Below are 26,043 nucleotides of genomic sequence, written 5' to 3' on the forward strand. Positions count from 1 at the left end.
GGGTGCGTCTTCGTCTTGAGGACCGGCCCGGTGGCGGCCGCCGTCCCGGCCGCCACCGGGCCACCACACCGCGAGGGGGCTGCCGCCGTGCGCGAGCGTGCTGTGCAACGTCAGGACCGTCTGCTGTCCCTGGTACGGCGGCGGGGCTCGGCCCGCGTCGCCGACCTGGCCGACCAGCTCGGCGTCTCGCCCGTGACCGTGCGGCGCGACGTCGAGGCGCTGACCGGCAAGGGCCTGCTCGACCGGGCGCACGGCTCGGTGTCCTGGCCGCGGCAGCGCGACCGGCCGGGCGGCGGGCGCGGCCCGGACGCCGGGGACCTGGTGCTGGGTCTGCTGGCCCCCTCGGCCACGTACTACTTCGCCGACGTGATCCGCGGCGCCCACGAGGCCGCGGCGCTGGCCGGGGCCAGGCTGATCCTGCGGATCTGCGACTACCGCCCCGAGGAGGACCCGGCGCGCGCCGACGGCCTGCTGGCGGCCGGCGCCGAGGGCCTGCTCGTCGCGCCGGGCTGGCGCGGCCCCGAGGACCAGGCCGCCTACAGCGACTGGATCGCCGAACTTTCCGTTCCTGTCGTCTTGTTGGAGCGCGGCGCGCCACCGGGCGGACCGCTGGCCGGGCTGGACCGGGTGTGCTCCGACCACACCCACGGCGTACTGCTGGCGCTGCGCCACCTGACCGGGCAGGGGCACGGGGCGCCGCTGCTGGTGGCCCGTGCCGACAGCCCGACGGCGCTGGCGGTGCGCGAGGGGTACGCGGAGGCGCTGCGGGCCCTCGGGGTGCGGCGGCCGCGGCCGGTGATCGGTTCGGTGCCGGCCGACCGGGACCCGGAGGGGTTCGAGCGGGCCGTGCAGGAGCTGCGGTCGGCGGTGTCCTCGGGGGCGGCGACGGCGGCGCTGGTGCACAACGACGTGGACGCGATCCGGATGGTGCAGCGGCTCGCCGAGCTGGGCGTACGGGTACCGCGCGACCTGGCGCTGGTCGCCTACGACGACGAGGTGGCGGCGCTGGCCGACACGCCGCTGACGGCGGTGGCGCCGCCGAAGCGCGAAGTGGGGCGGCAGGCCGCGCGCTTGCTGCTGGAACGGCTGCGGGAGGGGGCGGAAGCCGCCGCCGAACCGGCGCCGCGGCGCCATCTCGCCCTGCTGCCGACGCTGCGCGTACGGACCTCGTGCGGCGCGGGGGCCGCCGCCGGTGGCGACGCCGGCGGCTGATGCCCCCCGTTCGCCGTCCCGCCTCCCCCCATCCTGTTCTTTTTTCGATCAATCAATCTTTCGCTCTTGACTTCGCTCAAAGCCGGCCCAAGGATCGCGGATCGCGGCCACCCCCTACGCGCCGCCCCCTTCACCCGCTCAGGAGCCTCGTCATGAGCCTCAGTTGGAGCAGAACGTCCCGCGCGCTCGCCGGCGGCCTCACCGCCCTCACCCTGCTGACGGCCTGCGGCGGCAGCAGCGGCGCCGCAGGGAGCGAAGGCCCCGTGACCCTCACGTACTGGGGCTGGACCAAGGGCACCCGGCAGGCCGTGGACGCGTACAACGCCACCCACCGCGGCATCACCGTGAAGTTCGAGGAGATCCCCTCCGGCACCGCGGGCGGCTACGCCAAGATCTCCAACGCGGTCAAGGCGGGCAACGCGCCCGACCTGGTCAGCATCGAATACCCGACGCTCCCCGAGTTCGTCAGCCAGGGCGCCGTCCAGGACATCAGCCGGTACGTGACGCCCGGACTCAAGAAGCAGCTGCTGCCGCAGGCCGTACACCTGACCACTCTCGGCGGCATGAGCTGGGCCGTGCCCTTCGACGCCGCGCCGCAGGTCTACTACTACCGCAAGGACTTCTTCACCCAGCACAAGATCAAGGTGCCGCGGACCTGGGACGACTTCCGCACCGCCGCGGCCGCGGCGAAGAAGGCCGACCCGAAGGCCCGCCTCGGCACCTTCTTCCCCGACGACCCGACCACCTTCGAGGCGATGGCCTGGCAGGCCGGCGCCCACTGGTTCGCCACCGAGGGCGACTCCTGGAAGCTGACCACCACCGACCCGGCGACCAGGAAGGTCACCGACTACTGGCAGGGCCTCCTCAAGGACGACCTCGTGCACACCCACGTCTCGTTCAGCCCCGAGTGGACCAACTCGCTCAGATCCGGCGGCACCGTCGGCTACCTCGGCGCCTCCTGGGGCGCGGGCGTGCTCAAGGGAACACTGCCCGACCAGAGCGGCAAGTGGGCCGCCGCCCCCGTACCGAGCTGGGACGGCAAACCCGCCAGCGGCATGCTCGGCGGCTCCACGACGGCCGTGACCAAGAACAGCCGCCACGCCGAGGCCGCGGTGAAGTTCGCGGCCTGGATGTCCACCGCGCCCAAGGCCGTCGAAGCGCGGCTCGCCACCGGCCAGTCCAGCCCCTACCCGGCCGCCACGGCCCTGCGCCCGGTCGCCAGGAACGCCTTCGACACCCGCTACTACGGCGGCCAAGACGTCTACGCCCTCTTCGACGACGCGGCCGCCTCGGTCAACGGGAACTGGGGCTGGGGCCCGGCGACCAGCACCACGAACACCACGCTCAAGGACGAGTTCGGCAAAGTGGCGGGCGGCGGTGGCGGCTCGCTCGCCGCGGCCGTACGGGCAGGCAGCGACGCGACGGTGCGCGAGCTGAAAAAGCGCGGCCTGAAGGTCACGGGCCGGTGAGCGCCAAAGCACGCGCCGTGTCCGTCCTGCTCGCCCCCTTCTTCGTCCTGTTCACCGTGGTCATGGTCGTGCCGATCGGCTACGCGGTCTGGCTCAGCCTCTTCACCGAGAAGCAGTCCGGACTCGGCTTCGGCGGTACGCACACGGTTTTCAGCGGGCTCGGCAACTACACGGCGGCGCTCGGCGACCACGCCTTCCGCGACGGCTTCCTCGTCCTCCTCGGCTACTGCGCCCTCTACATCCCCCTCCTGCTCGCCGGCGCGCTGACGCTGGCCCTGCTGCTGGACTCCGCGCTGGCCCGCGCCCGGCGCTTCTTCCAGCTCGCGCTGTTCCTGCCGCACGCCGTGCCGGGCATCATCGCCGCGCTGATCTGGGTGTACCTCTACACCCCCAGGCTCAGCCCGGTCGTGAACGCGATGGAGTCCGGCGGTCTCGGCTTCGACTTCCTCTCCCCGTCCGGCGCCCTGCCCGCCGTCGTCAACATCGCCCTGTGGGAATGGCTCGGCTACAACATGGTCATCTTCTACGCCGCCCTCCAGGCCGTCGACCGCTCGGTGATCGAGGCCGCGACGGTGGACGGCGCGGGCGCCTGGCGCGTCGCAACCGGTATCAAGATCCCCCTCATCCGCTCCTCCCTCCTCATGGTGGCGCTCTTCACCGTCATCGGTTCGCTCCAGCTCTTCACCGAGCCGCTGATCCTCAACCAGGGCTCCGGCTCCGCCGTCACCTCCTCCTGGACGCCGAACATGTACGCGTACACCGCCGCCTTCGCCCGCAACGACTACGGACTCGCCGCCGCCTCGTCCGTCCTGCTCGCCCTCGCCGCCGCGCTGCTGTCCTTCTTCGTCACCCGCCTCTCCCGCCGGTCCCCCCGGCCCGGCCGCCGCCCCCTGGCCACGTCCCGTCCCCCGCTCGCCCACCCGAAGGGCAGGCCCTGATGACGCCCCCGCCCCGCACCGCCGTCGCCGGCCCGGCGGCCCCCGTGCCCGTACGCCCGGCCCGCACCCCGTCCGTACGCGCCACCGCCCGCCGCTCCCGCAGCCGCTGGCTCTCGCCCGCCGCCGTCAACACGGCGCTCGCCCTCGCCGTCCTCTACACGCTCTTCCCCCTCGTCTGGCTGGTCACCGCAGCCACCAAGGACGCAGGCGGCCTGCTGGCCGGCGACGCCCTGTCCTTCGAGGGCTTCGACCTGGCCGGCAACCTCTCCCGCCTCGCGGCGGAGGGCGACGGCATCTACTTCCGGTGGTACGCCAACAGCCTGCTGTACGCGGGCGCCGGTGCCGCGCTGTGCGCCCTGATCTGCGTGGCCGCCGGCTACGCCTTCGACACCTACACGTTCCCCGGCAAGGAGCGGCTGTTCGGCGTCGTCCTGCTCGGCGTCCTGGTCCCCACCACGGCGCTGGCGCTCCCCCTCTACCTGCTGGCCAGCAGGACCGGCGTGGTCAACACCTACTGGTCGGTGCTGGTGCCCGTACTCGTCAACCCGTTCGGCGTCTACCTGGCGCGGGTCTTCTGCGCCGGGCATATCCCCGAGGAGGCGCTCGAAGCGGCCCGTATCGACGGCGCGGGCGAGCTGCGCGTCTTCTGGTCCATCGGCCTGCGGATGGTCCTGCCGGGCCTGACGACCGTCTTCCTCTTCCAGTTCACCGCGATCTGGAACAACTTCTTCCTCCCCCTGGTGATGCTCTCCGACCAGCGGCTCTTCCCCGTGAGCCTCGGCCTCTACGCCTGGCACGGCAACGCCCACGGCGAGCCGTCCTTCTACCCCCTCGTCGTCACCGGCTCCCTCCTCGCCGTCCTCCCCCTGATCGTCGCCTTCGTGGCCCTCCAGCGGCACTGGAAGGCCGGACTCGCCGCCGGAAGCGTCCGATGACGCCCCCGGACCAGGAGCACGCTTCCACCATGCACCACACCACTGACAATCCCGCCGACCAGGTACGTTCCCGCCCCGCGCTGCTCCTGGTCATGGAACCGGGCCTCGCCGGGCGCCTGCTCGCCGACCACCACCGCACCCGCCTGACGGCGCTCGCCCGCACCGACCCCCGCCTGGTGGCCCACGACTTGGCCGACCCGCCCCCGCCCGTGGCCGCCGCCCTCACCACCGCCGAAGTCCTCCTGACGTCATGGGGAGCCACCCCGCTGACCGCCGCCGTCCTCGACCGCGCCCCGCGCCTGCGCGCCGTCGTCCACGCCGGCGGGAGCGTCAAACCCCATGTCACCAGGGCGTGTTGGGACCGCTGCATCGCCGTTTCCTCAGCCGCGGCGGCCAACGCGCTGCCCGTCGCCGAATACACCCTCGCCGCGATCCTCTTCGCCAACAAGCGCGTCCTGCACACCGCGCACCGCTACCGCGCGCTGCGCGCCCCCCACAACTGGCACCGAGAACTCGCAGGCGCCGGAAACCACCGCCGTACCGTGGGCGTCATCGGCGCCTCCCACATCGGCCGCCGCGTCATCGCACTCCTACGCCCCTTCGACCTGCGGGTCCTCCTCCACGACCCGTACGTGGACGAAGCCGAAGCCGACCGCCTCGGCGTCACCCTCGCCCCCCTCGACGACCTGTGCGCCGCCTCCGACGTGGTCACCGTGCACGCACCCGAACTGCCCGCCACCCGCCACCTGCTCAGCGCACGCCAGTTGGGCGCCATGCCCGACGGCGCCACCCTGGTCAACACCGCCCGAGGTGCGCTGGTGGACGAGGCGGCGCTGCTGCCCGAACTCGTCTCCGGCCGCCTCAACGCCGTCCTGGACGTGACCGACCCGCCGGTCCCGGCCGCCACTTCCCCCCTGTACGACCTCCCCAACGTCCTGCTCACCCCGCACATCGCCGGCTCCCTCGGCGGCGAACTCCACCGCATGGCCGACCACGCCCTGGACGAAATCGAGCGCTACGCCAAAGGGCTGCCGTTCGCCACACCGGTACACCCCGCGGACCTCGGCCACTCGGCGTGAGAACGGGCCGAAACGGGACGAGGCCCGGCCCCCTCGAAAGGGGACCGGGCCTCGAACGGCGGTGAGCTGCCTCAGTGGGCGTGGCCGTGACCGTGACCGGCCTCGGGCTCCTCCTCGGCCGGCTTCTCGACGACCAGGGTCTCGGTCGTGAGCAGCAGCGACGCGATCGACGCGGCGTTCTCCAGCGCGGAACGGGTGACCTTGACCGGGTCGATGACGCCGGCCTTCACCAGGTCGCCGTACTCGCCGGTCGCGGCGTTGAAGCCCTGGTTCTTGTCCAGCTCCGCCACCTTCGAGGTGATGACGTAGCCCTCAAGACCGGCGTTCTCGGCGATCCAGCGCAGCGGCTCGACGGCGGCGCGGCGGACGACGGCGACACCGGTGGCCTCGTCACCCTCCTTGCCGAGCGAACCCTCCAGCACCTTGGCGGCGTGCACCAGAGCGGAGCCACCACCGGAGACGATGCCCTCCTCGACCGCGGCGCGGGTCGCGGAGATGGCGTCCTCCAGACGGTGCTTCTTCTCCTTGAGCTCGACCTCGGTGGCCGCACCCACGCGGATCACGCAGACGCCGCCGGCCAGCTTCGCCAGGCGCTCCTGGAGCTTCTCGCGGTCCCAGTCCGAGTCGGTGGACTCGATCTCGGCCTTGATCTGGTTGACGCGGCCCTCGACGTCCTCGGACTTGCCGCCACCGTCGACGATGGTGGTGTCGTCCTTGGTGACGGTCACGCGGCGGGCGGTGCCCAGCACGTCCAGACCGGCCTGGTCCAGCTTGAGGCCGACCTCTTCGGCGATGACGGTCGCGCCGGTCAGCGCGGCCATGTCGCCCAGCATCGCCTTGCGGCGGTCACCGAAGCCGGGCGCCTTGACGGCGACGGCGTTGAAGGTGCCGCGGATCTTGTTGACGACCAGCGTCGACAGGGCCTCGCCCTCGACGTCCTCGGCGATGATCAGCAGCGGCTTGGAGGAGCCGGCCTGGATGACCTTCTCCAGCAGCGGCAGCAGGTCCTGGATCGAACCGATCTTGCCCTGGTGGATGAGGATGTACGGGTCCTCCAGGACGGCTTCCATGCGCTCCTGGTCGGTGACCATGTACGGCGACAGGTAGCCCTTGTCGAAGGCCATGCCCTCGGTGAAGTCCAGCTCCAGACCGAAGGTGTTGGACTCCTCGACGGTGATGACACCGTCCTTGCCGACCTTGTCCATCGCCTCGGCGATCAGCTCGCCGACCTGCTTGTCCTGGGCGGACAGACCGGCGACGGCGGCGATGTCGGACTTCTCGTCGATCGGGCGGGCGGTCGCGAGGAGGTCCTCGGACACGGCCTTGACCGCGGCGTCGATGCCCTTCTTCAGGGCGGCAGGGGAAGCACCGGCGGCGACGTTGCGCAGACCCTCGCGGACCAGCGCCTGGGCCAGCACGGTGGCGGTGGTGGTGCCGTCACCAGCGATGTCGTTGGTCTTGGTCGCCACCTCCTTCACCAGCTGCGCGCCGAGGTTCTCGTACGGGTCGTCGACCTCGACCTCGCGGGCGATGGTGACACCGTCGTTGGTGATCGTGGGGGCGCCGAACTTCTTGTCGATGACGACATTGCGGCCCTTGGGGCCGATCGTCACCTTCACGGTGTCGGCCAGCTTGTTGACGCCGCGCTCAAGGGCGCGACGGGCGTCCTCGTCGAACTTCAGGATCTTCGCCATGAGTTTCGTGTCCTTAGTCGTTCTCTCCAACGAACTGCGCCCCGGGCGACCGGTTGTTTAGACGCGGGAACCAGGGGCGCAGATCAAGGCAATCTTCGGTGAATTACTTCTCGACGATCGCGAGCACGTCGCGAGCCGAGAGAACGAGGTACTCCTCGCCGTTGTACTTCACCTCGGTGCCGCCGTACTTGCTGTAGAGCACGACGTCGCCGACGGATACGTCGAGCGGAAGACGGTTGCCGTCCTCGAAGCGGCCCGGGCCCACGGCCAGGACGACGCCCTCCTGGGGCTTCTCCTTGGCAGTGTCCGGAATGACCAGGCCCGAAGCCGTGGTCTGCTCGGCGTCGAGCGGCTGGACCACGATGCGGTCCTCAAGCGGCTTGATGGCAACCTTGGAGCTGGCGGTCGTCACGATCCGACCTCCCCCTTCGGAGATCTCACGGGGTTAACTGTCTGAGGTGGCGACCAGGTGGATCCGTCGTCGCGGGTGCCGGACCTGCCCGTCGCTGTGTTTGGCACTCCCCGGTGGAGAGTGCCAGAGCCGAGACTATGACGCGGTTAGCACTCGGTCAAGCGGAGTGCCAATGTGCCTTGCGGCGCGTGTTGCGTGTGTGGGTGGCCCCTGGCCTCCTTGCCCAGGTGCCTGGGGGCGCAACCCTCTTGTCAGAACGTTGACGCGCTGCGCGCGGCTTTGCGCTGTCGCGCGGGGTTGCGGTTCGCGCTTCGCGCGGGGTTGCGCTGGTTTCGTTGTGGGTCGGGGCCGCGCAGGGGGGTATCTCCTCACCGCACTCGCGCGAACCATGTCTTGAACGCTGAACCTGGTGTAGCGAGCTGTCGGCTGCGGGGACACCCCCCTGCACGTCCCCTCCGGCCGGTTTTGCAGCCCCGCGCGAGTGGGGGTGGGGGAGGGAAAGACACCAGTAGCGCAGCAGCCAGGTGGTGAGGGCGCCGTCGGTGTGGGGCAAACCTCCACAATGGGCCCATGCGCATACTCGTCGTCGAGGATGAAGAAGGGCTGGCCGACTCGTTGCGGCGGGGGCTGGGGGCTGACGGGCACTGGGTGGATGTTGCCCTTGACGGTCATCGTGGGCTGGAGCTCGCGCTTACCGCGGCGTATGACGCGATCGTGCTGGACGTCATGCTTCCCGGGCCCAGCGGGTTCGAGATCTGTGGGCGGCTGCGGCGGCAGGACGACTGGACGCCCGTACTGATGCTGACCGCCAAGGACGGCGAGTACGACGTGGCCGAGGGCCTGGACGCGGGGGCCGACGACTACCTGGCCAAGCCGTTTTCCTTCGTCGTGCTGCTTGCCAGGTTGCGTGCCCTCACCCGGCGCGGCCGGGCCGCCGAGCGCCCCCGTACGCTCCAGTGCGGCGATCTCACCCTGGACGCGGACGCGCGTCGCTGCCGTCGTGGTGACACCGACGTCGAGCTGACCGCCCGCGAACTGGCCGTACTGCGCTGCCTCATGGCGGGCGACGGGCAGGCGGTCGCCAAGCGGGACGTGCTCGACGAGGTCTGGGACTCGCCGGCCGACATCGATCCCAATATCGTCGAGGTGTACGTCTCCTCCCTGCGGAGGAAGATCGACACGCCGTTCGGCCGCCGTTCGATCCGTACCGTGCACGGCAGGGGGTACCGGATGGCGCCCGGTGACGACTGACCCCCGGGCGCCGGGGTTCCGCTCCATGCGGGGGCGCGCCGCCGCGGCCGCCGCCCTGGCCATGGCCTGCGTGCTGGCCGTCGGCGGCGGCTGGCTCTACGCGATGCTGCGCGCCAACCTCCTGGACAACACCACCAGCCGTACCGAGGTCGCCGCCCGCAAGGTCGCGGCGCAGGCGGACACCGGCGCTCTCCCCGAGGCGCTGTCCTCGCCGGCCGACGGCGTCGACCTGGTGCTGGTCCTCGACGCGACGGGCCGGGTCGTCGCCACGAGTCTGCGTTCCGCCGATCCGCTCGCCGCCGGGCTGGCGGGCTTCCGGCCGCCGTACGGGCAGGATTCCGCCGACCGTGTCGTCACCGGCGCCCCGGCGGCCGCCGCGGGCGGCTCGCGCGCGGACGTGGTCGTGGTGCGCGCCGCGCCGGCCGGCGGCAGCGGGCAGGAGCGGTACGTGTACGCCGTGACGGTGCTCTCGGACGTGGACGACGCCACGCACGCCATCGGCGTCGCCCTGCTCGCCAGCGCCCCGCCGCTGATCGCGCTGGCCGCCGTGATCGCCTGGGCGGTCACCGGGCTCGCGCTGCGCCCGGTCACCGCCATCCGGCGGGAACTGGCCGCCGTGAGCGAGAGCGAGCTGGACCGGCGGGTGCCGGACCCGGCGGGCGCCGACGAGATCGCGCTGATGGCCCGTACGGTCAACGCCACCCTGGACCGGCTGGAACGGGCCGTCACCCGGCAGCGCCAGTTCGTCGCCGACGCCTCGCACGAGCTGCGGAACCCGATCGCGGCGGTGCGTTCGCGTTTGGAGGTGGCTCTCGCGGCCGCTGTGCCGGGTGGGCTTCCGCATACCGTGCGCGCCGCTCAGCGGATCGCCGCGGACCTGCTGCTGCTCGCCCGGCTCGACGCGCATGCCCCGCGGGCCGCGGAACCGGTGGACCTGGCGCTGCTCGCCGCCGAGGAGGCCGCGCGGCGGCCGGGGGCGCGCGGGCCGCGGCTGGTGGTCGTGGCGGGCGAGCCGGTGCCGGTGCGGGGTGATCCGGCGCAGTTGGAGCGGCTGCTGACCAATCTGGTCGACAATGCGCTGCGCTATGCGGCGTCGGAGGTGCGGGTCGTGGCGTGGGCCGATGGCCGGTCGGGGTTCTTGGCGGTCGAGGACGACGGGCCGGGTGTTCCCGAGGCGGGCCGGGAGCAGGTTTTTGAACGCTTCGCCCGCCTCGACGCGGCGCGCGACCGGGAGAGCGGCGGTACCGGGCTGGGCCTGGCGATCGCGCGAGAGATCGCCCGCGCGCACGGCGGGGACCTGACCGTGCGGGGCCGGGCGGACGGCCGGTCCGGCGCTCGTTTCGTGGCCGCCCTTCCCGTGCCCGCGCGGTCCTGAACGCGCTTTCAGGACTTTCAGACTTCTTTCAGCGCCGCCCGGCCAGCCTGTTCGGATGAGGCCACGTCGCAGGTTCACCGCCCCGGACGTACTCCGCCCGCAGGGGCGTCGGCGCAGACCGCGGCGCCGCGTCGTGCGCGTGCTGGTGCTGCTGTCCGCCGTGCTCTTGCTGTGCACCGCCGGGGCTGGCTGGTACGTCTACCGGGACCTGGCCGGGCGGATCGGCTCGTCGCGGGCGCTCGGGGACGGCGCGCCGAAGTCGTCCGGCGGGGCGGTCAACATCCTGTTGATGGGGCTGGACAGCCGCAGGGACCAGAACGGCGACGACCTGCCGGCGGACGTCCTGGAGAAGCTGCACGCGGGCGCCTCGTCCGACGTCGGCGGGTACAACACCAACACGCTGATCCTGCTGCACGTGCCCGGGGGTGGGGGGCGGGCCACCGCGTTCTCGATTCCGCGGGACGACCTGGTGGATATCCCAGGGCACGGCAAGGACAAGATCAAGAAGGCGTACGGGCTGGCCAAGGCCGCGGCGGAGGAACGGCTCGCCCGGCAGGGCGTCACCGACCGCCACCGGCTGGAGCGCGAGGGGCGGGAGGCGGGCCGCCGGGCGGAGATCGAGACGGTACGGAACTTCCTCGGCGTGCCGGTCGACCACTTCGCCGAGGTCGGCCTGGTGGGGTTCCTGCACATCGCGGACGCGCTCGACGGTGTACCGGTGTGTCTGAAGCACGCGGTGCGGGACCGGTATTCGGGGGCCGACTTCCCGGCCGGGCGGCAGACGCTCGACGGGCCGCAGTCGCTGGCCTTCGTACGGCAGCGGCACGGCCTGCCCGCGGGCGACCTGGACCGTACGCGCCGCCAGCAGGCGTTCCTCGCCTCCGCCACGCACAAGCTGAATTCGGCCGGCACCTTCACCGACCCGCTGCGGCTGGTCAGACTGATGGACGTCGCCAAGCAGGACCTGGTGATCGACGAGGGCTGGGACCTGCTGTCGTTTGTCAGGCAGGCGAAGAACCTTTCGGGCGGGAACGTACGATTCAGCACGCTGCCCGTGGAGGGGTTCGCCAAGCATCACGGGGAGGACGTGAACCGGGTGGATCCGGACAAGATTCGACGGCTGGTCGCCCGGCAGATCGGGCCCGGCGCAGGCGCCGCCACCTCGCCCGATGCCTCTTCCGGTCCGGGTGCCGGACCCGTCACACCTCGCTCACCTGCGGGAACCCCGTCACCGGCCCCCTCGTCTTCCTCCTCGACGGCCGAGTCCGGTTCCGGGGCGCAAGGTTCCGGGCAGACGGCTCCCATGATCGATGGCGGAGGCATCCCGTGCGTGGACTGACGAGCTCGCTGCGGCCCCCCGAGGGGCCGGAGAGCGACGCCGAGCGCACGATGACGTTCGCCGCCCTGGCCCAGGCCCCCGACCGGCGGCGTACGGAGATGTGGCTGCTCGGCTTCGCGGTCCTGATCACGGTCTTCGGGTACGCGTACACCGGCCTGTCGATGAACGGTCAGCTACCGGCCGGACTCCCCCGCTTCGCCGCCGCCATGTTCTTCATGGCGCTCGTCCCGCACCTGGTCATCCGCCGCTTCGCGCAGCGCGCCGACCCGCTGATCCTGCCGCTCGCCACCCTGCTCACCGGCATCGGCCTGGTGCTGCTGCACCGCCTCGACTACACGTACGCGGCCAAGCCCAGCCTGCACATGGCCCCGGCCGCCGGCGGCCAGCTGGTGTGGACGGTGATCGGGGTGGCGGTCTGCATAGCCGTGCTGATGCTGCTGCGCGACCACCGCTTCCTCCAGCGCTACATCTATCTGACGATGGCGGTCGCGCTGGTGCTGCTGATGGCCCCGGCGTTCTTTCCCGGCGACACGTACGGCGCCAAGCGGTGGATCTTCGTCGGACCGCTGTCGCTCCAGCCCGGCGAGTTCGTGAAGATCATGATCGCGGTGTTCTTCGCCGGCTACCTGACCGCGAACCGGGACGCGCTCGCGCTCACCGGACGCCGCTTCCTGGGCGTCCAGCTACCGCCCGGCCGCCAACTCGGGCCGATCTTCACCATCTGGATCATCAGCCTCCTGGTGCTGGTCTTCGAACGCGACCTCGGCACCTCGCTGATCTTCTTCGGCCTCTTCGTGATCACGCTCTACATGGCCACCGAACGCACCAGCTGGGTGCTGTGCGGCCTCGCCATGGCCGTGGTCGGCGCCGCCGTCGTCGGCACGACCGAACCGCACGTCAAAGGCCGCGTCATGGCCTGGCTGCACCCCATGGACATCTTCCTGCCCAAGAGCGAGCGACCCCCGGGCCTCCAGTCCGACCAGGCCGCGCAGGCACTGTTCAGCTTCGGCAGCGGCGGCATCGGCGGCACCGGCCTGGGCCAGGGCCACCCCGAACTGATCGGCTTCGCCGGCAACAGCGACTTCATCCTCACCACCGTCGGCGAGGAACTGGGCCTGGCCGGAGTGATGGCCGTACTGCTCCTGTACGTCCTGCTCGCACAGCGCGGCCTGCGCGTCGGCCTCACCGCCCGCGACCCCTTCGGCAAGCTGCTGGCCGTGGGCCTGGCCGGCGCGCTGCTCCTCCAGGTCTTCGTCGTCTCCGGCGGCGTCACCGGCCTCATACCGCTGACCGGCAAGGCGCTGCCGTTCCTGGCCAAGGGCGGGTCGTCACTGGTCGCGAACTGGGTGATGGTGGCGCTGCTCATCCGTATCAGCGACAGCGCGCAGCGGCGGCGCGAGCCGGTGGCGGCGCTGCCGGGCGGGCGGGGCGGCGCGCGTGGACGGCGCGCGCGGGTGGCCGACCCGGACGCGACACAGGCCACGCCGCGCGTGGAGGCGGCGCTGCCGGGGCCCGCGGGCCGGGCAGACGCCGGCCACGGACGCCGCGCCCGCCGCACACGCGGCTAGGGCGTTTCGCCCGGACCACCACCCCGCCGCTCTCCCCGCCCCCTGGCCCACAATGGGCCAGGTGAACCAGGCGAACGACCTCGACTCCTTCTCCGCGCTGCACACGCCCGAAGGGCAGGCGCTGCTGGCCGAACTGCGCGACCACGACCCGGCCGACGAGCTGGCGACCGCGACCCGGCTGCGGCGCGACCACCCCGCGCAGCTGGTCTCCGCCGCGCTGGGCCAGGCGCGGCTACGGCAGCGCGCCGCGGCGAAGTTCGGCGCGGACGCCGCACGCATGTACTTCACGCCCAACGGCGTCGAACAGTCCACCCGCAGCACCGTCGCCCGCCACCGGGCCGCCCGCCTCGCCGCCCTCGGCGTCCGCTCCCTCACCGACCTGTGCTCCGGCATCGGCGGCGACGCGATCGCGCTCGCCCGCGCCGGCATCCACGTCCTCGCCGTCGACCGCGACCCGCTGACCTGCGCGGCGGCCCGCGCCAACGCCGAAGCGCTGGGGCTCGCAGACCGGATCGAGGTGCGCTGCGCCGATGTCACCGAAGTGGACACGGCCGGGTACGACGCGGTCTTCGTCGACCCGGCGCGGCGCGGCGGCCGGGGCGGCCGCGGCGGCCGGATCTTCGACCCCGAGGCGTACTCGCCGCCGCTGTCCTGGGCCGTCGAGGCCGCCCGTACGGCCCCGTACGCGGCCCTCAAGATCGCGCCGGGCATCCCGCACGAAATCATCCCGGACGGGGCCGAGGCGGAATGGATCTCCGACGGCGGCGACGTGAAGGAAGCCGTCCTGTGGTTCGGCACCACCCCCGGCGCGCGCGGCGCCACCCTGCTCCCCGCCGGACACACCCTGCACGGCACCGGCCTGCCCGACCCCGCACCCGGCCCGGTCGGCCGCTGGCTGTACGAACCGGACGGCGCCGTCATCCGCGCCCACCTCGTCGCCGAGGTCGCCCAGCAGGTCGACGGCCGCCTGATCGACCCCACCATCGCCTACGTCACCGCGGACGAGCACCGGCCGACCCCGTACGCCGGCGCCTACGAGATCACCGACACGCTGCCGTTCAACGTCAAGAAGCTCAAGGCGCTGCTGCGCGAACGCGGCATCGGCGTCGCCGTCATCAAGAAGCGCGGCTCGGCCGTCGAACCCGACGACCTGCGCAAGAAACTGAAACTCTCCGGACCGCACTCCTGCGTCATCTTCCTGACGCGGGTCGCGGGCGCCCCCACGATGCTGCTGGGCCGGGAAGCCCCCGCCGCCTGACGCGGCTACGCCAGGTCCGTCAGCTGCTCCGCGTACACCTGCGAGAGCGGCTGCGGGCCGACGTACTGCTGGCAGGTGCACTGCCCCGGCTCGTACGCGACCGGCTTCTTCTCCGCGTCCCAAGCCGTCGGAACCTGGACCGTCTCATGACACTTGCCCTGCTTGTCGTGCTTGGCGAGATGGTGCGTACACCCGCACACCGCCTCCGGCGGCCGCTGCGCCGCCTCCAGCTCCAGCCGCTCCTGCCGCGCGCCCTCCAGCCGCTCCATCTTGCGCGCGTGCCGCGTACTCATCGCCTTCCGCCCGACGTCCGCGACCTTGGCGAAACCCCCCGCCATGAAAAACGCGAACACCCACCAGATCCAGTTCACGGCCTGCCGCCCCCCTGTATGCCTGCATTTGTTCTAGGCCAGGGTATGACGTGGGGCCAGGGCAAGGGGAGGGCAGGGCGCTCCCTCAAAGGCTCCCGAATGGCGGAACGATGCGCGTGACCACCAGCAGCTTGCTCCGGGGAGCCGGGAGAAAGAAAAAGTACCCGCCGGCTGCATCCATCCGGCGCATCCCACCGGGGCGAGGCCCGTCGCCCATGTCGGTGATGTCCACCCCCACATCGGCCAGTTCGACGAGTTGGCCGGCCAAGTGCTCGACCTCGGCCACCACCTCGGCCGGCAAGCCTCCCGCCACATGCTGGAAGTCGGGGTCGTACTCCCACTCCCAGGTTTCCTTCAAGACGCTTCCTGCGCCACGGCGGCGTGGGCGGCGTCAAGGATGCGGCCGAGTTCGGCCGCGGCGCTCCGGGCCTCGTCCGCGTTGTCGGTGGCCTGGGCCAGGTCCTCCAGCTCCCGGAACCTGGCAGCGATCTTGGGATGACGCTGAATGTGCACGTAGACGGCCCACTGGGCCGTGAAGCGCCGCAACGGCAGGAGATCGGAGCCCTGCCGGGCCTGGTCCGCGGCCCGGGAGAGCTCGCGGGCGAACGCGGGCAGCGCGGCGGGGGCGATCTGCGCCACGGCTTCGCGCAGCAGCGTGATGGACGCCGGCGGCTGGGGGATGAGGGGGCGCTCGGAGGCACTGGCGGTCATCGGTTCTCCCATGGGCGGGATTCTGGGCCGTGGGCCCAGAGTAGCCAGCGGGAACCGGGATGCTTCATGCGAACGAGTGGCGCGGCAGGTGTCATGGAACCTGCCGCGGCGCTCGCGCCCCTACGAGTACAGGTTGTCCTTGCTCAGCTCGTGGAAGTGGTCGTGGTCGTGGTTGTGGCCATGGGTGTGCGTGTGGCCGTGGCTTCCGTGGTCGTGGTCCGGCGCCGGTACGTGTGGTTCCGTCACCGGGAGGGACGAGTCCGCCGGGAGGTCCCAGGCGGAGGCGGGGCGGTTGCGGGCGACCATTTCGGCGCCGAGGGCGGCGACCATGGCGCCGTTGTCGGTGCAGAGCTTGGGGCGGGGGACGCGCAGGGTGATGCCCGCCTTCTCGCAGCGGTGCTGGGCCAGCGCGCGGAGGCGGGAGTTGGCCGCGACGCCGCCGCCGATCATCAGGTGGTCGACGCCGTTGTCCTTGCAGGCGCGTACCGCCTTGCGGGTCAGGACGTCGACGACCGCCTCCTGGAAGGACGCCGCGACGTCCGCGACGGGGACCTCCTCGCCCGCGGCGCGCTTGGCCTCGATCCAGCGGGCGACGGCGGTCTTGAGGCCGGAGAAGGAGAAGTCGTAGACCGGGTCGCGCGAGCCGGTCAGGCCGCGCGGGAACCGGATCGCGTCCGGGTTGCCCTCGCGTGCGTAGCGGTCGATGACCGGGCCGCCGGGGAAGCCCAGGTGCAGGACGCGCGCGACCTTGTCGAACGCCTCGCCCGCCGCGTCGTCGATGGTCGAGCCGAGGGGGCGTACGTCGGAGGTGATGTCGGGGGCGAGCAGGAGGGAGGAGTGGCCGCCGGAGACCAGCAGGGCCATCGTCGGCTCGGGCAGCGCGCCGTGTTCGAGCTGGTCGACGCAGATGTGGGAGGCGAGGTGGTTGACGCCGTAGAGCGGCTTGCCGAGGGCGTAGGCGTACGCCTTGGCGGCCGAGACGCCGACGAGCAGGGCGCCCGCCAGGCCGGGGCCGGCGGTGACCGCGATGCCGTCGAGGTCGGACGCCGCGACGCCGGCCTCCTTGAGGGCGCGCTGGATGGTGGGGACCATCGCTTCCAGGTGCGCGCGCGAGGCCACTTCCGGTACGACGCCGCCGAAGCGCGCGTGCTCGTCGACGCTGGAGGCGACGGCGTCCGCGAGGAGCGTGTGGCCGCGCACGATGCCGACGCCGGTCTCGTCGCAGGAGGTCTCGATGCCGAGGACGAGGGGTTCGTCAGCCATGGGTCCGGGTTCCTTGTGCGGGGGACGGGGAGGAGGGGGTGTGGTCCGGGGATTCGGAGGGAGTTTCGGAGGGGGACTCGGTGGTGCGGCGCATGACCAGGGCGTCCACGTTGCCCGGTTGGTAGTAGCCGCGCCGGAATCCGATCGGTTCGAAGCCGAACCGTTCGTACAGGCGCTGTGCCCGCGTGTTGTCGACGCGTACTTCGAGCAGCACCTCGGCGCATTCGAAGGCGGTCGCGGCGGACAGCAGCTCGGTCAGCAGCCGCGCGCCGAGTCCTGAGCCCCACTGGTCGCGGGCGGTGGCGATGGTCTGGATGTCGCCGGTGCCGTCGACGGCGGCGAGGCCGCCGTAGCCGACCAGGCGGCCGTCCAGTTCGGCGACGAGGTAGCGGCGGTTGGCGGCGGGGCCGCGCGCGTGCGCCAGCTCGGACCAGAACATCCCCGCCGACCAGGCATCCTCGGGGAACAGCTCGCGCTCCAGGTCGAGGACCGGCGCGATGTCCCACCAGCGCATCTCGCGGAGTACGGCGCCGTCCCGTGTGCCCTCCGCGGCTGCCACCCGTGCCGTCACTTCGGGGTGACCACCTTGTAGTTGGCGGGCACCTGTGCGTCCGGGCGGCGCAGGTACAGCGGCTGCGGCGGCAGCAGTTCCTCCCCGCGCGCCAGCTTCTCCGCGGCCAGCGCGGCGAGCGCGCCCGCGGACTGGTGCTCGGGGCCGCCGTCGCGTACGCCGGTGAAGGTGTCGGCGTACAGCAGCGCGCCGGCGCCCACCGACGGCAGCGCGCCGGCCTCGGCGGCGATGTCCGCGGGGCGGTCGACGGCGGGTTCGGTGAGCCGTGTGCGGGCGTCGGCGTAGCGCGCCCAGTAGACCTCCTTGCGGCGGGCGTCCGTGGCCACCAGGAACGGCTCGTCGAGGCCGGCGGCGTACGCGATGCCGTCCAGCGTGCACAGGCCGTGCACCGGTACGCCGAGGGCGGCTCCGAAGGTCGCGGCGGTGACGAGCCCGACCCGCAGGCCCGTGTAGGGGCCGGGGCCGACCCCGACGACGATGTCGCTGACCGCGTCGAGTTTCACGCCGGCCTCGGCGAGCACCCGGTCGACGGCGGGCAGCAGCAGTTCGCCGTGCCGGCGGGCGTCCACCTGGCGTTCCTCGGCGAGGACGCGCGTGCCGTCGTGGACGGCGACGGTGACGGCGGGGGTTGCGGTGTCCAGAGCAAGCAGCAGCACGCCTTCAAGACTACGGCGCGGCGGTGGATGCCTTGCCGGGTGCTACCGTCACCCGTAGTCACGCGCGTACGAAAGGTGGCACGGCGGTGTCCGCAAAGAGCAGCTCGATCGTCACCGCTCTGACCACGGTTGCGCTCGCCGCCGTGGGGTTCCTCGCCTACCAGGCGTCCGCCTCGGCCCCGGACCACAGCACCGCCGGCAAGCACCCGTCGTCCTCCGCGAGCCCGGAGCCGGGCAAGGGCGGGGACGGCGCGCGGCAGCCGAAGCCCGAGGCCGCGCCGCCCGCCGATTCGGGCCAAGGCGAGCGGGTCGTCTACGCGCTGGGCGCGAAGCGGGTGTGGCTGGTCACGGGGGACGGCAAGGTGAAGCGGACCTACGAGGTCACGCCGAGCAGCGTCTCCCCCGCGCCGGGGACGTACAAGGTCAAGGGGCGGACGTTGAAGGTCAAGGGCTCGGACGGCATCCCCATCGAGCACGTGGTGCGTTTCACGGTCGCCGACGGCGTAGTGATCGGTTTCAGCGCGGCGGTCGACGGCTCGATGCCCGACCCGAACGCGAAGAAGAAGACGGGCGGCATCCGGGAGTCCCGTGAGGACGGCGCCGCGATGTGGGACTTCGCGCTGGGCGAGACGAAGGTCGTCGTCGTTCCCTGAGGGGCTGTCCCGGTGGCCGGGTCCTGAACGGGGTTTCTACGCGGCGTTGCGCGCGCCGTCGCCGTCCTTCGGTGCGCCGTCCTCCGTGTCCGCTTCCGTCGCTTCCGCACGGGCGGGCGGCTCGGGGGGCGTGGACACCGCGCTGGCCGCGGCGCACGCCGCCAGCAGCTGGTTCATGGTCGGCGTCGGCTCGGACGCACCACGTCCGTCGCGCCGTACCGCTGCGGTGGCGGGCTGGTGGGCCGACATGGATGCCTCCCGTGGCTCCTGGGCAACCGGGCGTAGTTAGGCAGACCTAACCGGCTCTCTCTTCACCCATGTGACCACGTTCGGCGCCGCGCGCGCAACATCTTCCCGACGGCTTGTCGGAAACTACGGGGGCGGCCGGCGGGACCGGAGCTAGGACGCCGCCAGCGCCGTCAGGTCCGCGGCCGTCCAGCGGGGGCCGACGCCGCGTACCGCGACCTCGCGCACGTCGTCCGCGTCCGCCACCTCGTCGCCGGCGGCCAGGCCCGGCGCGTCCGCGCCCACGGCGCGCTCGATGACCACGTGCAGCCGGTCCTCGGACAGCTCCTCGACCTTGCCGTCGCCCCACTCCACGACCACCACCGACTCGGGCAGCGACACGTCGAGGTCCAGGTCCTCCATCTCGTCGAGCCCGCCGCCGAGCCGGTACGCGTCCACGTGCACCAGCGCCGGGCCGCCGGCCAGCGGCGGGTGCACCCGCGCGATCACGAACGTCGGCGAGGTGACCGCGCCGCGCACGCCGAGGCCCTCGCCCAGCCCGCGGGTGAGCGTCGTCTTGCCCGCTCCCAGCTCCCCGGTCAGCAGCACCAGGTCCCCCGGCCGCAGCAGTCCGGCCAGCCTGCGGCCCAACTCCCGCATCTGGTCGGGTGACTTGACGGTTACGTGCACGGATGTCTCGGTGGCGCTCATGCGCCGATGGTACGGCGCACCCCGCCGGCATTCCGAACCCGCCCGCGAGCCGCGGGAGCCGCCCGCTACGCCCGCGCCGAGCGCGCCCCCGCCGCCGTCGCCGCGGCCCGTTCGATCAGCGTCTCCAGGTGGCCGGTGACCACCTCGGGGCGCTCCAGCATCACCAGGTGGCCCGCGCCCGGCTCGCACACCGACTCCGCGGCCGGCAGCAGCCCGGCGATGGCGTCGCTGTGGTCGGACGGGGTGATCAGGTCGCGGTCGCCGGCCAGCACCAGCGCCGGCACGGGGTCGAAGGCGGCCAGCGCCTCGGTCTTGTCGTGCACGGCGAAGGCCGGGAAGAACTCGGCGACCACGTCGATCGGCGTCGCCTCGATCATCCGTTCCGCGAACCGCGCCACCCCCGGGTCCACCTCTTTCGGCGTACCGAACGAGTAGCGCTTGACCAGCCCGGCGAAGAGGTCGGCCGTCGCCCGCCGGCCCTTCTCGACCAGCTCGCTCTGCGCGCCCAGCGCCTTGAGCACGCCCGGCGCCAGCTTGTGGAACGCCTTGACGCCCAGGGACGGCAGCCCGAAGGCGACCTCGCTCAGCCGTCCTGCCGAGGTGCCGATCAGCGCGACGCCGACGACCCGCTCCGCCACGTACTCGGGGAACTGGTCGGCCAGCGCCATCACCGTCATGCCGCCCATGGAGTGCCCGACCAGCACGATCGGCCCTTCGGGCACGGTGGCGTCCAGCACCGCCTTGAGGTCCCGGCCCAGCAGGTCGATGGTGACCCGCTCGGAGCCGTCGCGCTGGGCCCTGCCGCGCTCCGAGCGGCCGTGGCTGCGCTGGTCCCAGTGGACGCTGCGCACCGCGCCGCGCAGGGCCGCGCGCTGGAAGTGCCAGGAGTCCTGGTTCAGGCAGTAGCCGTGGCTGAAGACGACCGTGGGCGCTTCGGAGCGGCGCCCCAGCAGTCCCCGCAGCCGCTTGCGGCGCGCTCCGCCGCCCTTGCCGTCCCCCGGCTCGTCGATTTCGTAGTACAGCTCGGTGCCGTCCTCGGCCACCGCCGTGCCCGGCGTGCCGCGCAGCGTCCCGTACGGGCCCGCCGAATCCAGCGCGAGCCGCGCCTTGCGCCGCATGCCCCGGCCGACCGTGAGCCGCTCGATGGCCACGCCCGCCGCGGCGCCCGCCGCCACCACTCCGATGGCGGCGCCCGCGATGCCCGCGTGCCGTCCCGCCCGTGTCCAGCTGCCGACCGCCGTGGCCGCTTCCGCCGCCGCGTCCACCGCGTCGATCGCGGTGTCGGTGGCCGCCCCCGTCCTGTCGCTCATGTACCGCTCCCCGTGTCCGCGCGCTCGTCAACATAGACGCGTGGCACCCGGGTACCGATCCGCGTGACGATTTCGTACCCGATGGTGCCCGTCGCACGCGCCCAGTCCTCGGCGGTCGGCTCGCCCCGGTCGCCCGGGCCGAACAGCACAGCCACGTCTCCCACCTGGGCCGAGTCCCCGCCAAGATCGACCACAAACTGATCCATCGCGATTCTTCCGGCGACCGTGCGCCATTTGCCCGCAACCAGGACCGGTCCGCTGCCCGACGCATGCCGGGGGATGCCGTCGGCGTAGCCGAGCGGGACGAGGGCGAGCGTGGTGTCGCCGGACGTCGTGTAGTGGTGCCCGTACGAGACGCCGTGGCCGCCCGGCACCTGTTTGACCGACGCGAGCGACGCCTCCAGCGTCATCACCGGCCGCAGCCCGTAGTCCTCCGGCACGCCCATCTCGGGGCTGGGCGAGACGCCGTAGACGCCGATCCCGGCGCGGACCAGGTCGAAGTGCGCCTGGGGGAGGCTGAGCAGCGCCGGGGTGTTGGCGTGGTGGTACACCTCCGGGTCCAGGCCCGCGCGCTCGGCCACCGCGCGCGCCTCGGCGAAGACCGCGAGCTGGGCGTCGATGGAGGGGTGGCCCGGCTCGTCGGCGCAGGCGAAGTGCGACCAGACGCCGGTGACCCGGATCGCGCCCTCGGCCTCCGCCGCGCGAGCCGCGGCGACCAGCTCGGGCCAGTCGGCGGGCTGGCAGCCGCTGCGGCCCAGGCCGGTGTCCACCTTGAGCTGGACGCGGGCGGTACGGCCGCACGCCCGCGCCGCGTCCGAGACCTCGCGCAGCGCCCACAGGGCGCTGACCGACACGTCGACGTCCTCCTCGACCGCCTGCCGCCAGGGCCCGCCCGGCGTCCACAGCCAGCACATCAGCCGGCCGGTGTCGCCCGCGGCGCGCAGCGCGAACGCCTCCTCGGGGAGGGCGGTGCCCAGCCATGTCGCCCCGGCCTCCCGCGCGGCGCGGCCGCACCGCACCGCACCGTGGCCGTAGCCGTCGGACTTCACCACGGCCATCAGCTCGGCCCGGGGCGCGCGGGCCCGCAGCGCGCGCACGTTGGAGCGCACCGCGGCGAGGTCGATGGCCGCGCGGGCGCGCGTGGCTGTCTGGTTCATCCGCCCAGTGTCTCAGGACGGATGATCGGGCCGACGGGGTATGTGCGCCGGTTGTTACGGGCGAGGTGGGCGGGGTGCCGGCCGGCGCCCGGCGGCAGGGCCCCCTCAGTGCCGGCGCACTTCCCGCCACGCCTCCCCCAGCGCCCCCGCCACGTCCGTCGCCAGGATCGGCGCGCCGTCCGGGGCGGCCGCCAGCCGGGCGGCGAGGCCGTGCAGATACGCGCCGGCGGCAGCCGCGTCGCGCGCGGGCAGGCCGGTGGCCAGGAGCGAGCCGGTGAGGCCGGACAGCACGTCGCCGCTGCCGGCCGTGGCCAGCCAGCCCGTGCCGGTGGGGTTGGCGCGTACGGGGCCGCCCGCCGCGTCGGCGACGAGGGTCGTGGAGCCCTTCAAGAGGGCCGTGGCGCCGTACCGCCCGGCCAGTTCCCGCACGGAGTGCAGGCGGGCCGCCTCGACCTCCGTACGGTCGGCGCCGAGCAGTGCGGCGGCCTCTCCCGCGTGCGGCGTCAGCAGGGTGGGCGCGCCCCGGTCCCGTACCCGCGCGGGGTCCAGGAAGCGCAGCCCGTCGGCGTCCACCAGGACCGGCACATCGGAGTCGAGGACGTCCGCCATGGCGTCGGAGTCGTCGCCGATGCCGGGGCCGATGACCCACGCCTGGACGCGGCCCGCCTTCGAGGGCGGGCCGGCGTGCACGAGCGTCTCCGGGAACTGCGCGAGGACGGCGTCGACCGCCGGGCCCACGTACCGTACGGCCCCGGCGCCGCCCCGCAGCGCCCCGGACACGGCCAGCACCGCGGCGCCCGGATAGCGCGCGGAGCCCGCCACCACGCCCACGACGCCGCGCCGGTACTTGTCGCTCTCCGCCGAGGGGCGGGGCAGCAGGTCCGCCACGTCGGCGTACTGCAACGCCTCGGCCTCGGCCTCGGCGGGCAGCTCCAGACCGATGTCCACCAGGCGCAGCGCGCCCGCGTACTCACGCGCCGGGTCGATGAACAGCCCCGGCTTGTACGCGCCGAAGGTCACCGTCGCGTCGGCCCGTACGGCGTCGCCCGCCACTTCCCCGGTGTCCGCGTCCACGCCGCTCGGCAGGTCGACGGAGACCACCAGGGACTGCCGCGCCGCGTCGGCCAGCCGGGCCGCCTCCGGGCGCAGCCCGCCCTTGCCGCCGATGCCGACGATGCCGTCCACGACCAGGTCGGCGCGCGCGATGTCGGCCAGGGCGTCGCCCGACACCCGGCCACCGGCCGTCCGCAGCGCCGCCAGGCCGCCCGCGTGGGCCCGGTCGGGCGACAGCAGGACGGCGCGTACGCCCGCGCCGCGCCGGGCCAGCCTGGCGCCCGCGTACAGCGCGTCGCCGCCGTTGTCGCCGCTGCCCACGAGCAGCACGACCCGGGACCCGTACACCCGTCCCAGCAGGTCGGCGCAGGCCACCGCCAGTCCGGCGGCGGCCCGCTGCATCAGGGCTCCCTCGGGCAGCCGCGCCATCAGGTCCCGCTCGGCAGCCCGCACGACATCCACGCTGAATGCAGTCCTCATGCCCCCAGTCTCACCCCGGGCGGCAACAACATTCCTCCGGCTCGCCCGGCCGCCCCACGGGCACCGCTCACCCCTCCGCGATCACCACCGCCGAGGCCACGCCCGCGTCGTGACTGAGCGACACATGCCACGAGCGGACGCCGAGTTCCGCCGCCCTGGCCGCGACCGTCCCGCTGATCCTGAGTATCGGCTGCCCGGTCTCCAGGACCGCCACCTCCGCGTCCGTCCACCGCAGCCCGCCGGGCGCACCCAGCGCCTTGGCCACCGCCTCCTTGGCGGCGAACCGCGCCGCGAGCGACGCGGCGCCCCGCCGCTCGCCGCTCGGCAGCGTCAGCTCCGCCTCGACGAACAGCCGGCCGGCCAGCTCCGGCGTACGTTCCAAGGCCGCCGCGAAGCGGTCGATCTCGGCGACGTCGATCCCCACCCCGATGATCATTCGACCGTCACCGACTTGGCGAGGTTGCGCGGCTGGTCGACCTCGTTGCCGCGCGCGGTGGCCAGTTCGCAGGCGAAGACCTGGAGCGGCACCGTGGAGACCAGGGGCTGGAGCAGGGTGGGCGTGCGCGGGATGCGTACGAGGTGGTCCGCGTACGGGACGACCGTCTCGTCGCCCTCCTCCGCGATCACGATCGTGCGCGCTCCCCTGGCCCGGATCTCCTGGATGTTCGAGACGATCTTGTCGTGCAGCACGGACCGCCCGCGCGGCGACGGCACCACCACGACGACCGGCACGCCCTCCTCGATCAGGGCGATCGGACCGTGCTTCAGCTCGCCCGCCGCGAAGCCCTCCGCGTGCATGTACGCGAGCTCCTTGAGCTTCAGCGCGCCCTCCAGGGCGACCGGGTAGCCCACGTGCCGCCCCAGGAACAGCACCGTGTTCTGGTCCGAGAGGCTGCGCGCCAGCTCCCGCACCGGCTCCATCGTGCCCAGGACCTGTTCGACCTGCGTGCCGATCTCGGCCAGCTCACGCACCACGGCCCGGATCTCGTCCCCCCACTTGGTGCCCCGCACCTGGCCCAGGTACAGCGCGAGCAGGTAACAGGCCACCAGCTGCGTCAGGAACGCCTTGGTCGAGGCGACCGCCACCTCGGGGCCCGCGTGGGTGTACAGCACGGCGTCCGACTCGCGCGGGATCGTCGAGCCGTTGGTGTTGCAGACCGCGAGCACCTTCGCGCCCTGCTCGCGGGCGTGCCGCACCGCCATCAGCGTGTCCATCGTCTCGCCGGACTGCGAGATGGCGACGACCAGCGTGCGCGGGTCCAGGATCGGGTCCCGGTAGCGGAACTCGCTCGCCAGCTCCACCTCGCAGGGGATGCGCGTCCAGTGCTCGATCGCGTACTTGGCGATCATCCCGGCGTGGAAGGCCGTGCCGCAGGCCACTATCACCACCTTCGTGGCCTCGCGCAGCACCGATACGGGGATGCGCACCTCGTCCAGCGAGAGCACCCCGGAGGCGTCCACCCGGCCCAGCAGCGTGTCGGCGACGGCCTTCGGCTGCTCGGCGATCTCCTTGAGCATGAAGTAGTCGTAGCCGCCCTTCTCGGCGGCCGACGCGTCCCAGTCCACGTGGTAGTGCCGCACCTCGCCCGGCGCGCCGTCGAAGCCGGTGACCGTCACCCCGTCCCTGCGCACCTCCACGACCTGGTCCTGGCCCAGTTCGACGGCCTCCCGGGTGTACGCGATGAACGCCGCCACGTCCGAGGCGAGGAACGCCTCGTCCTCGCCCACGCCCACCACCAGCGGGGAGTTGCGGCGGGCGCCGACCACCACATCAGGCGCGTCCGCGTGCACCGCCACCAGCGTGAACGCGCCCTCCAGCCGGCGGCACACCTGGCGCATCGCCTCGGCCAGATCCCCGCAGGAGGAGAAGTCCTCCGCGAGCAGGTGCCCGACGACCTCCGTGTCGGTCTCGGAGGCCAACGCGTGCCCGCGCTCCGCCAGTTCGGCGCGCAGGGCCGCGAAGTTCTCGATGATGCCGTTGTGGACGACGGCGACCCGCCCGGCGTTGTCCAGGTGCGGGTGGGCGTTGGCATCGGTCGGCCCGCCGTGCGTGGCCCACCGCGTGTGCCCGACCCCGGTCGCGCCGGCCGGCAGCGGACGGTCGGCCAGTTCCTTCTCCAGGTTGGCGAGTTTGCCCGCCTTCTTGGCCGCCGCCAGCCCCCCGTCGGCCAGTACGGCCACCCCGGCCGAGTCGTAGCCGCGGTACTCCAGCCGCTTCAGCCCGGCGAGAACGACGTCCAGGGCGGACCGGCCGCCCACGTAACCCACGATTCCGCACATGGAGGCAGCCTACGGGCCCGGCCGATCAATACCGCCGCGCCATCCGGTCAATGGCGCCGCCGCGCCGGGCCT

26 protein-coding genes are annotated in these 26,043 nt (G+C 72.9%); 11 read left to right on the forward strand and 15 right to left on the reverse strand.

Annotation, left to right across the window (positions count from 1 at the left end):
• Window positions 1-87: 87 nt before the first annotated feature.
• The 5 genes from ACH4OW_RS19610 (at window position 88) to ACH4OW_RS19630 (ending at window position 5,633) form a co-directional block, all read left to right on the forward strand.
• Window positions 88-1,212: a substrate-binding domain-containing protein gene (locus ACH4OW_RS19610; RefSeq protein ID WP_398029230.1), complete on the forward strand. Its 1,125-nt coding sequence runs from the start codon at window positions 88-90 to the stop codon at window positions 1,210-1,212.
• 152 nt (window positions 1,213-1,364) lie between these two features.
• Window positions 1,365-2,681, forward strand: a complete 1,317-nt coding sequence (locus ACH4OW_RS19615; RefSeq protein ID WP_398029232.1) for an ABC transporter substrate-binding protein — start codon at window positions 1,365-1,367, stop codon at window positions 2,679-2,681.
• The gene (locus ACH4OW_RS19620; RefSeq protein ID WP_398029234.1) at window positions 2,678-3,619 is read left to right on the forward strand and encodes a carbohydrate ABC transporter permease; all 942 of its coding nucleotides are present in this window, start codon (window positions 2,678-2,680) and stop codon (window positions 3,617-3,619) included. Before ACH4OW_RS19615 ends, ACH4OW_RS19620 begins: the two co-directional genes overlap by 4 nt.
• Window positions 3,619-4,554 (forward strand): carbohydrate ABC transporter permease, encoded by a 936-nt coding sequence (locus ACH4OW_RS19625; RefSeq protein WP_398029236.1) that lies wholly within the window; start codon window positions 3,619-3,621, stop codon window positions 4,552-4,554. The genes ACH4OW_RS19620 and ACH4OW_RS19625 overlap by 1 nt, the downstream gene beginning before the upstream one ends.
• A gap of 29 nt (window positions 4,555-4,583) precedes the next feature.
• The gene (locus ACH4OW_RS19630) at window positions 4,584-5,633 is read left to right on the forward strand and encodes a hydroxyacid dehydrogenase (protein WP_398029238.1); all 1,050 of its coding nucleotides are present in this window, start codon (window positions 4,584-4,586) and stop codon (window positions 5,631-5,633) included.
• A 71-nt stretch (window positions 5,634-5,704) separates the two neighbouring features.
• Here the strand turns inward: ACH4OW_RS19630 and groL are convergent, their stop codons facing one another.
• Together groL and groES are read right to left on the reverse strand one after the other, a co-directional pair.
• Window positions 5,705-7,327: a chaperonin GroEL gene (gene groL / locus ACH4OW_RS19635; RefSeq protein WP_360124412.1), complete on the reverse strand. Its 1,623-nt coding sequence runs from the start codon at window positions 7,325-7,327 to the stop codon at window positions 5,705-5,707.
• 103 nt (window positions 7,328-7,430) lie between these two features.
• The gene (groES, locus tag ACH4OW_RS19640; protein ID WP_019329594.1) at window positions 7,431-7,739 is read right to left on the reverse strand and encodes a co-chaperone GroES; all 309 of its coding nucleotides are present in this window, start codon (window positions 7,737-7,739) and stop codon (window positions 7,431-7,433) included.
• Window positions 7,740-8,309: 570 nt separating this feature from the next.
• Between groES and ACH4OW_RS19645 the strand changes: the two genes are divergently transcribed.
• The 5 genes from ACH4OW_RS19645 to ACH4OW_RS19665 are packed head-to-tail and all read left to right on the forward strand — an operon-like array spanning window position 8,310 to window position 14,530.
• Window positions 8,310-8,990, forward strand: a complete 681-nt coding sequence (locus ACH4OW_RS19645) for a response regulator transcription factor (RefSeq protein ID WP_398029241.1) — start codon at window positions 8,310-8,312, stop codon at window positions 8,988-8,990.
• Complete coding sequence (locus ACH4OW_RS19650) at window positions 8,980-10,365, forward strand: sensor histidine kinase (RefSeq protein ID WP_398029243.1); 1,386 nt, start codon at window positions 8,980-8,982, stop codon at window positions 10,363-10,365. Before ACH4OW_RS19645 ends, ACH4OW_RS19650 begins: the two co-directional genes overlap by 11 nt.
• A gap of 55 nt (window positions 10,366-10,420) precedes the next feature.
• Entirely contained in the window at window positions 10,421-11,704 is a 1,284-nt protein-coding gene (locus tag ACH4OW_RS19655) for an LCP family protein (protein ID WP_360124420.1), read from the forward strand.
• A gap of 50 nt (window positions 11,705-11,754) precedes the next feature.
• A complete protein-coding gene (locus tag ACH4OW_RS19660) occupies window positions 11,755-13,272 on the forward strand; it encodes an FtsW/RodA/SpoVE family cell cycle protein (protein ID WP_398029490.1) in 1,518 nt (505 codons plus the stop codon).
• A 52-nt stretch (window positions 13,273-13,324) separates the two neighbouring features.
• Entirely contained in the window at window positions 13,325-14,530 is a 1,206-nt protein-coding gene (locus tag ACH4OW_RS19665; RefSeq protein ID WP_398029245.1) for a methyltransferase domain-containing protein, read from the forward strand.
• Window positions 14,531-14,535: 5 nt separating this feature from the next.
• Here the strand turns inward: ACH4OW_RS19665 and ACH4OW_RS19670 are convergent, their stop codons facing one another.
• The 6 genes from ACH4OW_RS19670 to tsaB all read right to left on the reverse strand — a co-directional run bounded on the left by ACH4OW_RS19670 (window position 14,536) and on the right by tsaB (window position 18,102).
• Window positions 14,536-14,901 (reverse strand): hypothetical protein, encoded by a 366-nt coding sequence (locus tag ACH4OW_RS19670; RefSeq protein ID WP_398029247.1) that lies wholly within the window; start codon window positions 14,899-14,901, stop codon window positions 14,536-14,538.
• Window positions 14,902-14,986: 85 nt separating this feature from the next.
• Window positions 14,987-15,259 (reverse strand): hypothetical protein, encoded by a 273-nt coding sequence (locus ACH4OW_RS19675; protein WP_398029249.1) that lies wholly within the window; start codon window positions 15,257-15,259, stop codon window positions 14,987-14,989.
• Window positions 15,256-15,612 (reverse strand): hypothetical protein, encoded by a 357-nt coding sequence (locus ACH4OW_RS19680; protein WP_398029492.1) that lies wholly within the window; start codon window positions 15,610-15,612, stop codon window positions 15,256-15,258. The genes ACH4OW_RS19675 and ACH4OW_RS19680 overlap by 4 nt, the downstream gene beginning before the upstream one ends.
• 120 nt (window positions 15,613-15,732) lie before the next feature.
• The gene (gene tsaD / locus ACH4OW_RS19685) at window positions 15,733-16,875 is read right to left on the reverse strand and encodes a tRNA (adenosine(37)-N6)-threonylcarbamoyltransferase complex transferase subunit TsaD (protein WP_360124429.1); all 1,143 of its coding nucleotides are present in this window, start codon (window positions 16,873-16,875) and stop codon (window positions 15,733-15,735) included.
• On the reverse strand, window positions 16,868-17,389 hold the full coding sequence (gene rimI, locus ACH4OW_RS19690) for a ribosomal protein S18-alanine N-acetyltransferase (protein ID WP_398029494.1): 522 nt from the start codon (window positions 17,387-17,389) through the stop codon (window positions 16,868-16,870). Before rimI ends, tsaD begins: the two co-directional genes overlap by 8 nt.
• 53 nt (window positions 17,390-17,442) lie before the next feature.
• Window positions 17,443-18,102: a tRNA (adenosine(37)-N6)-threonylcarbamoyltransferase complex dimerization subunit type 1 TsaB gene (gene tsaB / locus ACH4OW_RS19695; protein WP_360124432.1), complete on the reverse strand. Its 660-nt coding sequence runs from the start codon at window positions 18,100-18,102 to the stop codon at window positions 17,443-17,445.
• 86 nt (window positions 18,103-18,188) lie between these two features.
• Between tsaB and ACH4OW_RS19700 the strand changes: the two genes are divergently transcribed.
• Window positions 18,189-18,755, forward strand: coding sequence for a hypothetical protein (locus ACH4OW_RS19700; protein ID WP_360124435.1), 567 nt, complete (start codon window positions 18,189-18,191; stop codon window positions 18,753-18,755).
• Between the two features lie 36 nt (window positions 18,756-18,791).
• Here the strand turns inward: ACH4OW_RS19700 and ACH4OW_RS19705 are convergent, their stop codons facing one another.
• From ACH4OW_RS19705 to glmS, 7 genes are all read right to left on the reverse strand, one after another.
• On the reverse strand, window positions 18,792-19,004 hold the full coding sequence (locus ACH4OW_RS19705; RefSeq protein ID WP_360124438.1) for a hypothetical protein: 213 nt from the start codon (window positions 19,002-19,004) through the stop codon (window positions 18,792-18,794).
• 150 nt (window positions 19,005-19,154) lie between these two features.
• Entirely contained in the window at window positions 19,155-19,691 is a 537-nt protein-coding gene (tsaE, locus tag ACH4OW_RS19710) for a tRNA (adenosine(37)-N6)-threonylcarbamoyltransferase complex ATPase subunit type 1 TsaE (protein WP_398029253.1), read from the reverse strand.
• Between the two features lie 65 nt (window positions 19,692-19,756).
• Window positions 19,757-21,001 carry an alpha/beta fold hydrolase gene (locus tag ACH4OW_RS19715; RefSeq protein WP_398029255.1) on the reverse strand — a complete coding sequence of 415 codons (1,245 nt, stop codon included), beginning with the start codon at window positions 20,999-21,001 and terminating at the stop codon, window positions 19,757-19,759.
• A complete protein-coding gene (gene alr / locus ACH4OW_RS19720; protein WP_398029257.1) occupies window positions 20,998-22,158 on the reverse strand; it encodes an alanine racemase in 1,161 nt (386 codons plus the stop codon). The genes ACH4OW_RS19715 and alr overlap by 4 nt, the downstream gene beginning before the upstream one ends.
• 105 nt (window positions 22,159-22,263) lie before the next feature.
• A complete protein-coding gene (locus ACH4OW_RS19725) occupies window positions 22,264-23,691 on the reverse strand; it encodes an NAD(P)H-hydrate dehydratase (RefSeq protein ID WP_398029259.1) in 1,428 nt (475 codons plus the stop codon).
• 67 nt (window positions 23,692-23,758) lie between these two features.
• Window positions 23,759-24,127: a holo-ACP synthase gene (locus tag ACH4OW_RS19730; RefSeq protein WP_398029261.1), complete on the reverse strand. Its 369-nt coding sequence runs from the start codon at window positions 24,125-24,127 to the stop codon at window positions 23,759-23,761.
• Window positions 24,124-25,971: a glutamine--fructose-6-phosphate transaminase (isomerizing) gene (gene glmS / locus ACH4OW_RS19735; protein WP_398029263.1), complete on the reverse strand. Its 1,848-nt coding sequence runs from the start codon at window positions 25,969-25,971 to the stop codon at window positions 24,124-24,126. Before glmS ends, ACH4OW_RS19730 begins: the two co-directional genes overlap by 4 nt.
• Window positions 25,972-26,043: the final 72 nt, after the last annotated feature.

The sequence above is a fragment of the Streptomyces sp. NPDC017056 genome, from assembly GCF_044332485.1.
Taxonomy (GTDB): Bacteria; Actinomycetota; Actinomycetes; order Streptomycetales; family Streptomycetaceae; genus Streptomyces.